Annotated in this window: 14 protein-coding genes; 3 read left to right on the top strand and 11 right to left on the bottom strand. The window is 27.2% G+C overall.

Annotated elements, in window-relative coordinates:
* Positions 1-304 (top strand): tetratricopeptide repeat protein (locus T324_RS0111935; RefSeq protein WP_028330468.1); only part of this gene is annotated, 304 nt, incomplete at its 5' end.
* Positions 305-423: 119 nt separating this feature from the next.
* Here T324_RS0111935 and lgt read toward each other — a convergent pair.
* The 5 genes from lgt to galE form a co-directional block, all read right to left on the bottom strand.
* Positions 424-1,365: a prolipoprotein diacylglyceryl transferase gene (gene lgt, locus T324_RS0111930; protein WP_028330467.1), complete on the bottom strand. Its 942-nt coding sequence runs from the start codon at positions 1,363-1,365 to the stop codon at positions 424-426.
* Between the two features lie 113 nt (positions 1,366-1,478).
* Positions 1,479-2,210, bottom strand: a complete 732-nt coding sequence (locus T324_RS0111925) for a hypothetical protein (RefSeq protein ID WP_028330466.1) — start codon at positions 2,208-2,210, stop codon at positions 1,479-1,481.
* Between the two features lie 157 nt (positions 2,211-2,367).
* Positions 2,368-3,750, bottom strand: a complete 1,383-nt coding sequence (locus T324_RS0111920; protein WP_028330465.1) for a tetratricopeptide repeat protein — start codon at positions 3,748-3,750, stop codon at positions 2,368-2,370.
* Positions 3,751-3,768: 18 nt separating this feature from the next.
* Complete coding sequence (locus tag T324_RS0111915) at positions 3,769-4,053, bottom strand: hypothetical protein (protein ID WP_028330464.1); 285 nt, start codon at positions 4,051-4,053, stop codon at positions 3,769-3,771.
* Positions 4,054-4,125: 72 nt separating this feature from the next.
* Positions 4,126-5,118, bottom strand: coding sequence for a UDP-glucose 4-epimerase GalE (galE, locus tag T324_RS0111910; protein ID WP_028330463.1), 993 nt, complete (start codon positions 5,116-5,118; stop codon positions 4,126-4,128).
* 162 nt (positions 5,119-5,280) lie between these two features.
* Here galE and T324_RS17785 point away from each other — a divergent pair, with 162 nt between their 5' ends.
* Both T324_RS17785 and T324_RS0111900 read left to right on the top strand, forming a co-directional pair.
* Complete coding sequence (locus T324_RS17785) at positions 5,281-6,459, top strand: hypothetical protein (protein ID WP_051436846.1); 1,179 nt, start codon at positions 5,281-5,283, stop codon at positions 6,457-6,459.
* A gap of 140 nt (positions 6,460-6,599) precedes the next feature.
* Positions 6,600-7,280 (top strand): hypothetical protein, encoded by a 681-nt coding sequence (locus tag T324_RS0111900; RefSeq protein ID WP_028330462.1) that lies wholly within the window; start codon positions 6,600-6,602, stop codon positions 7,278-7,280.
* 121 nt (positions 7,281-7,401) lie between these two features.
* Here T324_RS0111900 and ruvC read toward each other — a convergent pair whose 3' ends face one another.
* The 6 genes from ruvC to T324_RS17300 form a co-directional block, all read right to left on the bottom strand.
* Positions 7,402-7,875: a crossover junction endodeoxyribonuclease RuvC gene (gene ruvC, locus T324_RS0111895; protein WP_028330461.1), complete on the bottom strand. Its 474-nt coding sequence runs from the start codon at positions 7,873-7,875 to the stop codon at positions 7,402-7,404.
* A 35-nt stretch (positions 7,876-7,910) separates the two neighbouring features.
* Positions 7,911-8,654 (bottom strand): YebC/PmpR family DNA-binding transcriptional regulator, encoded by a 744-nt coding sequence (locus T324_RS0111890; protein WP_028330460.1) that lies wholly within the window; start codon positions 8,652-8,654, stop codon positions 7,911-7,913.
* Between the two features lie 153 nt (positions 8,655-8,807).
* A complete protein-coding gene (locus T324_RS0111885) occupies positions 8,808-9,449 on the bottom strand; it encodes a helix-turn-helix transcriptional regulator (RefSeq protein ID WP_028330459.1) in 642 nt (213 codons plus the stop codon).
* A gap of 136 nt (positions 9,450-9,585) precedes the next feature.
* Positions 9,586-10,815 carry a threonine synthase gene (locus T324_RS0111880; RefSeq protein WP_028330458.1) on the bottom strand — a complete coding sequence of 410 codons (1,230 nt, stop codon included), beginning with the start codon at positions 10,813-10,815 and terminating at the stop codon, positions 9,586-9,588.
* Between the two features lie 25 nt (positions 10,816-10,840).
* A complete protein-coding gene (locus T324_RS0111875) occupies positions 10,841-12,343 on the bottom strand; it encodes an AbgT family transporter (RefSeq protein ID WP_028330457.1) in 1,503 nt (500 codons plus the stop codon).
* Between the two features lie 17 nt (positions 12,344-12,360).
* The gene (locus T324_RS17300) at positions 12,361-13,518 is read right to left on the bottom strand and encodes a M20 family metallopeptidase (RefSeq protein WP_051436845.1); all 1,158 of its coding nucleotides are present in this window, start codon (positions 13,516-13,518) and stop codon (positions 12,361-12,363) included.
* Positions 13,519-13,559 lie beyond the last annotated feature (41 nt).

Raw genomic sequence — 13,559 nt, 5'->3', positions numbered from 1 at the left:
ATATTTAGCATTTTTCTATCAAAAAGTTTCAAAACCAGATAAAAGCATACATATTTATGAAGAGCTTATAAAAATATATGAAGAAAATATAACAGATGATGAAGATAGTATATTTTATTTAGAATCCATTGCAGAGCTTTATATAAAATTAAATCAAAAAGATAATGCTTTAAAAACATATAAAAGGATTTTAGAAGTAGATAAAGATAATAATGAAGCAAAAGAAAACATAAAAGATATAGAATCAGGAAAGGAAGTAAAAACAGTATGTATATTCGGATTATCGTATAATAGATACAAATAGCATTGTAAAACAGTATTTAAATAATAAAATATTGCTGAAAATGAATTATATAAACAAAATAAAAGCCTAATATGTTTTTATCATACTAGGCTTTATTATTAAATTAATTTCTAATTAATTTATTTCTTTTTATTCTTTTTTCCTTCTTTTGTATTTACTTCAAGTACAGGATTATAATTTTTTCTTCTATAAATATAAACAAGCATAACAATTCCTATTATAAACATAGGAACAGAATAAATAGCACCTGCTGTGATTGGCCCTACTGTCCATTCTGTAATGTCCCTTGCAAATTGTTCTATTAAAGTTCTGAAAAGTCCGTAAAGTAAAATCCAAACCCAAAGTCTAGTACCTGGTCTTATTTTTTTATTTTTTTCACTTAAATATCCTATTAAAAAAGAAACTAAAGCAAGAACCAAACCTTCAAGTAATGCCTCATATATCTGAGAAGGATGTCTTGGTTCTGTATATGGTCTTATAGCAGGAAGCATAGCTGCCCATCTTTCATATCCGCCTACTGCATCATATAAAGGAAATTTCATTGCCAAAAAAGAATCTGTAACACGTCCGTAAAGCTCAGCATTCATAAAATTTCCAATTCTTCCAAAAAATAAACATAAACTGCATGGAAGCGTAGCATTATCAGTAATGGTATAAAAATCATATTTGTATTTCTTGCTGAATATAAATAATGATATAAACATTCCTATAAATCCGCCGTGAAATGACATGCCGGCAAAACCTGTAAACGTAAAACCATTATCAAGATTGATTCCTAATATCTCCCAAGGCGTTAAAAAACTCTGAGGTGAGTAAAAAAGAAAATAACCTATTCTAGCCCATACTATAGCACCAACAGCAGCATAAAATACCATATCATATATACCGCCGTTTTTTTCATCAAGATTGAATTTTATCCAGCCTCTTTTCTTTACAAAATATAAAATAATACAAGATGATATAATCCCCACTATATACATAAGTCCATACCACCTAATAGCACCTAATATAGGTATGCTAGGCGGAAATACAAATGGAGTAAAAAATTCCGGATAAATCATATATTTTCCTTAAATTAAAATTTATTAATTATGAATTATTTTTATTAGTTTTTTAGTATAAAATAATACATTGAAATTATTAATCTATCAAGTGTTTATATGTTATATAATTTCTATTTAATTTTTTTGTTTAGTATAGATAAAGACCTTTTAGCCTCTAATGATAAAATATCTTTATTATCATTATTTAGAAAACTTTTTAATATATATTTGCTTTTTTCTAAATTAAATGCTGATAAACAAGTTATGCATTTCCAAACAACAAGTTTATTATCTTTATATTTATCCATTAAGTTGATTATATAATTGAGGTTTTTATCATTAGATAAATTGTTATTATAAAAAACCATAAATCCGAAAGCATCTATAACTTCATAAACTTTCATTAAATCATCACTTTCCAAAACCTCTATTAAAATAGGAAATGTGTCTATACTCATTTTTGATAATGTTCTAGCTATTATATCTCTTGGCATTGGATAAGTCTTTTTTAATGATACTTTTTCTGGTAATTTTTTATATTGATTATCTCCAATCTTACCAATATACTCAGTCATTTTTCTTGCAGTATCAATATTACCATTTTGTAGAGTTTCACATATTGCTATTTTAGTATACAAACTTTTCTCTTTAGATAATTGTGATAATAAACTACTGCACACTTTACTTTTATTTATATATTGTTTTAAATTTATGGCTGCAGATGTTCTTATTATAGCGTCATCATCATTCAAACATTTAATAAGTTCTTTTAATGATTTATTTTCTAATAACTTAACATCTTCTTCTAAAGGCATGCCTCTATTTTTTAGTCTTTCCAAATCAGATTTCAAATTATGTTTCATGTACAATATATACTAAAAAATTTGAGTTTTGTCAAAATTTATTTTGATTTTTTTATAAAAAATGTACTATTTGTACAATATAAGTATACTTATATATAAAAAAGCTCCAAAAGAAACTAATTCTTAAGGAGCTTTTAATTTTTATTAAAAATATTTTTTATCTTAAATTAACAGCATTGCGGTATAAGAAATTCTTTCTATCATTAGCATACTGAGCTTTAGAAGAAGTAGGATACTCAGTTAAATACTGATTGTAAGTTTGATAAGCTTTATCAAAATCTCTTACATTATTATCACCTTTTTCATATATTTCAGCAAGAAGTAATATAGCATCTCCGCGTTTAGAGAATTTTTTATTTCCGTCTAAAGATTTTTCTAATATAGAAGCACCATCAGACATTCTTCCAAGCTGTTTTAAACTATCAGCAACTTCATAAGCAGCATTTCCATATACTGAACTTTTAGAATATTTAGTCATAACATCATTGAAATAAGCAATAGCTTCATCGTGTTTATTTTCTAATTTTTTTATTACACCCATAGAATATATAGCAGCTGCTTTTTCATCATTATTAGCACCTTTCAAAGAAGATGCTTTTTGATACATATCAAAGGCATTTGTATAATCCTTATTATAATTATATATATCACCTATTCTAAAATGGCTGTATACAGAATATTTAGAATCAGGATATTCGCTTATAACTTTATTATATGTATTAACTGCATTTTTATAATCTTTTATATTTCTAAGGTCTTCAGCAGAATTAAATAAAGCTACTGTTTCAGGATTAGCCTCTGCAGGAGTTTTAGCATTTTCTTTTTTTACTGAAGCCTGAGTATTAGCTTGATCAGTATTTGCATTATTATTAACTGCTGTATTGTTTGCAACTGTATTATCAGTATTAACAATATTATTAGCTGCTCTATTTGTAGCTGTATTATTAGTAGCAGTATTGTTTGTAGCAGCATTATTTATTGTATTAGTAGCAGTATTGTTTGTAGCAGCGTTATTTATTCTATTAGTTGCTGTATTATTAGTAGCAGCATTATTAGTATTAATCATATTAGTTGCAGACATATCATTTGTAGAGTCTGTGTCTAATACAGTATTAGTTTCCATAACTGCCATTCCTTGAGCATTTGTAACATTAATAGTGTAAAAATATTTTCTTATTATGTTTTCTTCATTATCAACTTGGAAGTCAAGTTTGCCCACACCTGCAGTCAATGTTCTAAAAGTAATAAAAGCATTAGTTTTATCTCTAGTAAATCTTACAAAATCTAAATTTGTAGAATAGCTTGTTATACGTATATATCTGTCAAAATTAGTAGCATTTAATTTAATAGAAAACAAAGTATTCTCTGCCAAATCTACAGATTTTACTAAGTCCTTTTCCATAGGACCGCCTTTTATACGGGTGGCTACTGTATTAGTTACTACTTTATCATCAGGCTGAACAGTTATAGTTCCCTGAGCGAAAAGCGAGCTAAATACAGTAAACATAACTAATGTACAAGAATATAAAAAAACACGCATGATTCTCTCCTAAATTTATTATTTTTTTCGGTTTTCTGTATAATTTCTTGAGTATTCTAATTCCTCAAAAGTCAAATTGTCCTTAGTAGAAAGCATTTCTCCTTTTATAATTTTTTCTTCATCTTCTTTCATATTATTAATGGCTTTGGAATTTTCCTCTTCCGGCGTTAATGGTATAACTTTAGGCTTAGAGCAAGAGCCTATAATAACACCTAAACTCACTGTTAATAATAACCATAAAATTATTATTAAGAAAAATAATTTTTTTTTAGTATTGTAAAAATTTTTAATTTTTTCTACCATAAGTTGATACCTCTACAGTATAATTATAGAATATACTAAAAAATTTGCAATAATTATAATCAAAAATAAAAATTATCTATCATTATACCCTTTAGGATGGTTTTTATGCCAATTCCAAGCAGTTTGTACTATAGTTTCTAATGAATCTATAGTAGGAGTCCAGCCTAAAATCTCTCTAGCTCTATTACTGCTTGCAATGAGTTCTGATGAATCCCCAGCTCTTCTAGGGCAAACTTCTGCTGGTATAGGGTGTCCTGTTACTTTTCTAGCTACTTCAATAACTTCTTTTACACTAAATCCATTTCCATTTCCTAAATTGCATGAAATACTTTTTCCGCCATTTTTTAGATAATTCATAGCTGCAATATGTGCCAAAGCTAAATCACATACATGAATATAATCTCTTAAACAAGTTCCGTCAGGTGTAGGATAATCATCACCAAATATCTTTATAGATTCTCTTTTGCCAAGTGGCACTTGAAGTATTAATGGTATTAAATGTGATTCAGGATTATGATCTTCTCCTATATGTCCGTCCGGATGAGCACCTGATGCATTAAAATATCTCAAAGCCACATAATTAAAATCATAAGCTTTACTATACCATGAAAGTATTTTCTCTAATGCCAATTTACTATCTCCATAAGGATTAGTAGGTTCTTTTCTGCAGTCCTCTTCCAAAGGTATTTTCTCAGGTTCTCCATATACTGCTGCTGTAGAAGAAAATATAAAATTCTTCACTTTTGCTTTAAGCATTGCATTAAGAAGGTTAATAGAATTAGATACATTGTTATGATAATATTTAGCAGGATTTTGTACACTTTCTCCAACTTCTATATAAGCACATAAATGCATAACTGAATCTATATCATGTTTTTTAAAAATTTCATCAAGAAGGACACTATCTCCAATATTTCCATGATAAAAATTCTTACATTCTTTAATAGCCTCTTTATGCCCATACTCCAAAGAATCAATTACAATAGTTTCTATATTCTGCTTTAAAAGTTCATTAACTACGTGAGAGCCTATATAACCAGCTCCTCCACATACTAAAACAGCCATATTAATACTCCAATTTAAATTAATAATAAAAAAAGTATAATTTAATTACTAAAAAAGTCAAAACAATATTTTATAATATTATTAACTACAACATATAATAAAATTAAAAAATATATTGAAATTAATCTAATTATTAAATATATTTAAAGTATGGAGTTGTTTATGCCAAAAAAAATATTGCTTCTGCTTTTTATATTATATTTAAATATATTTTCCCAATCATATAATATAGATTTAGTAAAATATGGAAACTTTAATAATTACCCTAATGTTAATATAAATGAAATTGTAAATACAATATTTGATAATGTAATATGGGAAGATATAGAAGGCGTAGATGGTAATAGATATGTTAATATGATAACTGATACTCCTTCTCAAAAATTTATACTGCAATTTAGAATTCTTAATAATAGATGGTATATAAATGCCGCTGAACTTAATGATGAACCTTATAATATATCAAACATAGAGGAAGAATTATATAATTTATATCAAGAGTATATTGGCAAACAAAATCAAAATAATTATAATCAAAACCTTAATCTAAGCGATAGTCAATTTATAAGCCTTGTAAAAGATAATTACTTCTCATCACATAGAGATGTAAAAGTTGGCGATATAATGACAGCAATATTTGATAATGTAAGATGGGAAAAAATAAGAGGTGTAGATGGTAATGACTATGTTAATATGAATGCATATTCTGATAATGAAAAAGTTACCATACAATTTAAAATAATAGATTTATACTCTTGGGAATTAAATGCTCTTGAAATAGATGGTATTGCTTATAGCACTGAGAATATAGATGATAAATTATACGATATATATAAAAAGCATAATGATAATAATTATTATAGTGACAATTCTTATAATACTTATAATAATCAAAACAACAATAATTATTATAAACCAAATAATAATCAAAATCTTAATAATAATAATTTAAACAACAATAATAATTTTAATAATAATAACGATTTTAATAATATTCCAGATATAAAAAATAATAATTTAAGCTATAGAGTTAATATTGTAAGAAATAATTATTTTCTTCCGCATAGAGATGCCACTATAGGAGAAATAATCGACACTGTATTTTCTAAACTTGGGTATGATGTAAAATGGGAAGATAGTAATGATTATGTTACAGTTAATATATCATCTGCTAATAATAAATGGAAATCTGTTTTAAAATTTCAAATAGAAAATAATAATTCAAAATTAATAGATGCACGAATTAATGGTGAAAAATATAATGTTGAAACGATAAAAAATGATTTATACAGCTCTTACATAGAAACAAAAAAACAATATGGACAGCTTATAAAAGATTAGGATTTTCATCAATTTTTATTAATATGTAAACTAATACTCGAGTTATGTAAACTAAAATTACAAAAAAAATATATTTTTTATTGATTTAAATTCATAAAACTATCATAATATATATAGTAAGAGTTAAACGGAGTTACCTTATGAAAAAAATGATTTTTATTATTATTGTTTTAGCAATATCGTCAATACTATATTCACAATACTGCGATATAGGAAAATGGAATATAGTTGAAAAAATAGATCCTATTACCGATGAAAAAGAAATATCTCTATATATTAAAGCACAGGAACAAAACAGTTTAAATTACAATACTTTATATATTAATATAACTAAAGATAGTATTAACATCAATATGTATACACCATCTCTTCTATTTAAAGAAAGATTTAATGATGAGGACAAAATAGATTTAATTTATAGATTAGATAAAAATGAACCTAGAAATATGATATTAAATAAATATGGTGAATCTGAAGTATATTCATTAACTAATAGTGAAATTGTTAGTGGAAGAAGCATTGTCTTTTTAAAAGAACTTCTTTCATCTGATTTATTAGCAATAAGGGCTTTAGAGCAAATAGGAAGTGCAAAACATACATATACTTATGTATATGATTTAAAACAATTAAGGGAGCTACTTCTTGGAGCTAATTTTGATAATACTATGATTAAAAGTTATGAATCAGAAATTACTACAATAATACTTCAAAAACAAGAATCAGGTGAAGTACCTATTTCAGAAGAAAATAATCCAAAAGAAGAAACAGAAAAACAAAGAACAAACCGTAATGATAATATCTATATGATTGATGATATTTAATATAAATCATTATTTCTTATATTAGTTTTACTATGAAACTAATATAAGAATTTTTTATATAGATTGAATTATATAAAAAGCATAATTAAAGATTATATTTTTATATAAATTAAAATAATTTTTATTTAAGAATTCTATTTCTTGAAGCATGTGCCAAAGCAATAGCAACAGCATCCGCAGTATCATCTTGAATAATATTAGATCCAGTAAAAAGATTAACCATTTTCATCATAGCATCTTTATTGGCATTTCCATTTCCTGTTATTTGGGATTTTACTTCTTTAGGTTTATATTCGGTAAAATCAATATTATTGAGAGTGAGTGCCAATATTATAACGCCTCTTGCCTCAGCTACCTTTAAAGCTGTTGTTGTATTTTTAGAAAAAAATAACTCTTCTATAGCAGCATCATTAGGGTTATATTTGTTTATTAGAGTATTTAATTCTGTATATATCGTTGAAAGTCTTTTATTGTATGGTTGATTCGAAAATGTTTCAATAAGCCCAGAATTTACTATTTTATATGCGGAGTTTTTAGCTTCTATAAAAGCATACCCGCATCTAGCAAATCCTGGGTCTATTCCTAAAGTTATCATAAAGTATATAATTGCTTTTATTTTATGATAAAATATTATTCTTCTATTAAATTATCAGTAATTTCTAAGTTAGTAGCAACAGCAGAAACATCATCATGATCTTCAAAAAGACCTATGATTTTCATAACTTTTTTAGCATCACTTTCAGCTATAGTCATAGTATTATCAGCAACACGTACTATTTCAGCACTTTCAGGCTCAATTCCTTTAGCTTTCAAAGCATCAACTATAGAAGATAAAGATTCCATAGGACCAGTAATAGTAAATACTTCTCCATCTTCCTCTATATCCTCAGCTCCTGCATCAAGAACTATATCCATTAATCCTTCCTCAGTGTTGCCAGCAGCAGGAATCATTACTACAGCTTTTTTCTTAAACTGCCAAGAAACAGCACCATTCTCTGCTAAGTTTCCGCCATTTTTACTAAATATAGATCTTATTTCGGCAGCAGTTCTATTTTTATTATCAGTAGCAACATCTACAATAATAGCAACTCCTCCTGGAGCATAACCCTCATAAGACATTTCTTCAATATTAGCACCTTCTCCAGCACCTGAACCTCTTTTTATAGCTCTATCTATATTGTCATTAGGCATGTTAGTACCTTTAGCTTTAACTATAACCATTCTTAATCTAGCATTTTGATCTGGATCTGGGCTTCCGCCTTCTTTTACTGCAATTGTTATTTCTTTAGCTATTTTAGACCAAATTTTACCTTTTTTTGAGTCGTTTGCGGCTTTTTTATGTTTAATACTAGCCCACTTGGAGTGTCCTGACATATTACACCTCTATTTATTAGATTTTTTTAGATATCATTATATTTTGCCTACATTATATATCAAAAACTAACTATTGTCAACTTTTATAATTATAAATTAAATTTATTATAACATCTTTTTATTTTGTATAACATAAAAATCAAATTATTATTATTAATCTTCATCATGTTTAGCATTTAAATAATTATAAATTGTAAACCTTGAAATGCCTAAAAAATCAGCCAATCTTTCAACAGATTTTTTTATTAAAAATGCACCTTTTTTATCTAAATATGCCACAACAGCTATCTTATCTTCTTTGTTTAATTCCTCTAATTTTTTTCCTGTATTATTTACAGCTTCTTTTATTATTGTATCAAGAAGTTCATCTATATTACTTGTGAATATTTCTTTTGAATCTTCTTTAATAACAGGCTCCACAAATTTATTTATATATTTTTGTATTTCCAACAAATTAGTTATATCAATATTAATACATATACTTCCGACAACTTTTCCGTTTTCATCTTTAAAATATTTACTGGAAGATCTAAGTATTTTACCATCTTTAGTAGTATTTAGATAATTATATTTATCCTTAACTTCTACACTTCCTCTCAATATTTCTAAACCAGTATTAGTTCCTGATCCGCCAACCTTTCTTCCTGTAACATGACCATTCCATATGGCTACTATTGTATTATCATATTCTCTAGTTAAATCATGTATAACAACTTCACAATCATCTCCAAAATGATTTACAATTAACTCTGCAAAAATGGAAAACAGTCCTAAATTATCAGTTATATAACTCATTATATATTTAAAAACTCTTCTTTTAATAATACATATAATAATACATAATTATTAATAATTTTCAATAGTATTATACAAAAAACTATACAGCATATTTTATAATAAAGTATGCTGTATAGTAAATATTTATATCGAATTAAAAATTATTTTTTATGTATTTATCAAGTTCATCCACATTGCATTCTATGCCTTTAGGAATATTTGTATTTTTTTCAATAAGATTAAGCTCTTTCATACCATTGCCTGAAATAACACAAACAACCTTATCTGTATCTTTTACAATACCCTTAGCAACCATTTTTTTCAAAACTGCTACTGTGGAAGAACTTGCTGTTTCTGCTAAAATTCCTTCTGTCTTTCCTATAATAGATTGAGCATTTAGAATTTCATCTGTTGTAGCATCATCAGAATATCCATCTGTAGCATATATAGCATTAAGTGCAGTTCTTCCATCTAAAGGAAATGCATCGGCTATAGCTACAGCTATTGCAGTAGCATTTTTTACTCTTTCTATATTTTCAGGGGATTTTTTCTCTTTAAATGCTCTTGATAAAGGGTTGCATCCTGCATCTTGTGCTCCAACCATTTTTGGAATTTTATTTATCATTCCTAATTCTTTTAATTCTTTAAATCCCTTATACACTCCTGACAATATTCCGCCTCCTCCTATAGGAGTTATAACATAATCAGGTACATCCCATTCAAATTGTTTTGCCAATTCATAAGCTATAGCTTTTTCTGAATCTGCCTGAAATGGATTATAATGAGATGCAGTAGTAACATTATGCCAGCCGTATTTTTTATAAACTTTACTAATAAGTTCTATACAATCTGTAACATTTCCATCTATAGGTATGACATTAGCACCATAATGCATAATCAATGCTAATCTTTGTGCTGGTGTAAAAGAGGGAACCATAACATAACATGGCAAATTGGCTCTTGATGAATATGCTGCTGCAGATGCTGCTGCATTTCCTGCTGAACCTATTACTATAGCAGAAGCACCTAATTCTAAAGCTTTACTTATAGATATACTCATACATCTATCTTTAAATGTTCCTGTAGGATTTAAAGCTTCATTTTTCAAATACAATTCTTTCAATCCTATCTCTTTGGCTAAATTAGATGCTTTAACTAAAGGAGTACTGCCTTCTCCCATAGTAATAATATTGCTTGACAAATCAAGACTAAAAAATTTATGATAATCCCAATAAGATTTAGCTTCTTTTAATGACTTTATCAAATCTTCTTTATTTGACAAATCATATTCTAAATGCAAAGTTCCTCCACATTTAGTACATTGGTATATATCCTCTGTATATACTTCTTTACAATCACTACATATTAACTTATATTTTTTCATTGTTAAATCCTTTATTTTTATTATTTTATTTTATCCATATATAACCTTCAGGTCCTAAAGGTATATTTAATAATATCCATATAACTAACATAATTATCCAAGTTATCAAAAATGAAATTGAATATGGAAGCATTAATGTAAATGCTGTTCCTATACCTGCATCTTTATTATATTTCTTTAAATAACTTAATATTATAGGGAAAAATTGGAATAATGGACTTATAGGGTTAGTTACAGAATCCCCTATTCTATAAAGAACTTGAGTCAATGCAGGCTCAAAACCCAATAACATTAGCATAGGTACAAAAACGCTTGAAACTAAAGCCCATTTAGCTACCTGACTGCCCATAAAAATATTGATTACAGCACATAATAGTACAACACATACTGCTAATGGTATTGATGTTAATCCTATACTTTTTAAAAATTCTGCTCCGTTTATAGCTATAAATATACCTAAGTTACTCCATCCAAACCAAGATATAAATTGTGATGCTACAAATGCCAATACCAAAAAACTAGATATACTTGATATACCGTTTGCCGCCATACGTACAGCATCTGAATCTTTTTTAATATTTCCAACTGTTTTACCATAAACAACACTTGGTATTAAAAAAAGGATTGTAACAAAAAATACTGTACCATTTATTAAAGGAGAAGGTATTATTGTACCTGAAGGATCCCTTAAAACTCCGTTTGGCAATATACCTATTATAATAATGGCCAATAAAATTATAAATGCTATACCAGCTCTTTTTAAACCTTTTATTTCTAAATCACTAAGTTCTTCTAATCTTTCATCACCAAGTTCTATATTACTCATATCTTTATATCTAGGAATAATAAACTTATTAGTTACAAATGTACCTACTAAAGTTAAAGGAAAACAAGAAATAGCCATAAAATAATAATTTACAGCTGGGTTAATAGTAATATCCTTATCTATAATACGTGCTGCTGTTTCTGTTATACCTGCTAGTAGAACATCACCCGTACATAAAAATATACTAGCATTAAAACCAGCTGCTACAGCAGCATATACAGCTGCTATACCAATAAATGGATGCTGTCCCATAGATATAAAAATCAATGCTGCTAATGGAGGTAAAATTATAAATCCAGAATCAGAAGCAATATTTGAATTTATACCTATAAATATTAATGCAACTATAACTATATTTCTAGGTAATTTGCTTACACTGATAGTTAAAAGTGCTTTCAACATACCAGTACCTTCTGCTACACCAATACCTATCATTATAGTAATTACAGAAGCTATAGGTGAAAACCCTAAAAGATTTGTTAACATTTTATTTATAATATCTCTAATACCGCTATATGATAATAAATTTACAACTCTTACAGTTTCTCCTGTAGCTGGATTTACTACACTCCATCCTAAACTACCGCCTATAAATGACAAAATCAAAATAAATATTCCCATTATTATAAATAATACAGCAGGATCTGGTAGCTTATTTCCTATAATTTCTAATTTTTCAAGATATGAATTTTTTTTAACCATTAATTTTCCTCCTTAGATTAACTTAAAACTGATTTTGCAAACTCATAAAAAAACTTAGTACTTTCATATAAAGAATCAGTTGTAACAAATTCATCTACTGTATGCGCTTGATTCAGATCGCCAGGACCGTATATAATTGTTGGTATGCCTGCTTCTATTAAAAAATTTTGCTCATTGCAAGCAGCAAAATAATTAGCTACAGCCTCTCTATTAAAAATATTTTTATATACTTTAGAACATTCATTAACTATTTCACTATTTTTGCTTATATAGCCTGCTTTGAGATATATATATGGTTTTATTTCATAATTAAAACCATTAACACTATTTTTTAAACTTGAAAAAGAATCTTCTATCTCTTTCATACAAGTATATTGGTCTTCATCAGGCAATGTTCTTCTATCAACATTTATTCTTACAACATCAGGTAATACATTATCTTTTGTTCCACCATTTATTATTGTTGGTACTAAAGTTGGAGGCGGAAGAATTTCATGTTTTTTTAATGAAAGTTTATTATTTAATTCATCCAATTTAATTACAGCATGCGAAGCATTGACTATGGCATTTATACCATTTGCAGGTACTCCAGCATGACAACTTACCCCTTTAATAGATATTTCATATCTAGCAACTCCTCTATGAGCGATACAAAACTCCCCATTAGTAGGTTCTGAAATAATAGCATAATCAGCTTTCACAAATTCAGAAGATTTAAGATAATGTTTCATTCCCAAATTATTAAGTTCTTCATCAGCAACAAAAACTAAAATAAGTTCTCCATTATCAAAATTAAAACCATCTTCTACAAGCTGTAAAGCAGCACTAACCATAGATGCTATTCCGCCTTTCATATCACATGTTCCTCTTCCATATATTTTATTATCTTTTAAAGTAATATTAAATGGAGAGGTTTTCCAATTATCTCCAGGAGGCACGACATCTAAATGTCCATTATACATTAATTTTTTACCAAACTTACTGCCTATAGAAGCAACTAAATTAGCTCTATTAGGATATCCATCAATAATTTGTACTGATGTTGTAAATCCAAAAGATTTTAGCACATTTTCTAAATATAAAGCGCATTCTTTTTCATTACCAACTGGATTGGAAGTATCAAATTTTATTAGCTCATCTAATAATTCAATAGTTTTTTTAAGTTCTTTATTCATATTCAATCCTAAAACACAAATTAATTTCAACTTTTTGTTTA

The organism is Brachyspira alvinipulli ATCC 51933 (genome assembly GCF_000518245.1).
Lineage (GTDB): Bacteria > Spirochaetota > Brachyspiria > Brachyspirales > Brachyspiraceae > Brachyspira > Brachyspira alvinipulli.
Note: the sequence above shows the minus strand (reverse complement) of the source record. Positions and strands in the feature narration are given on the sequence as shown.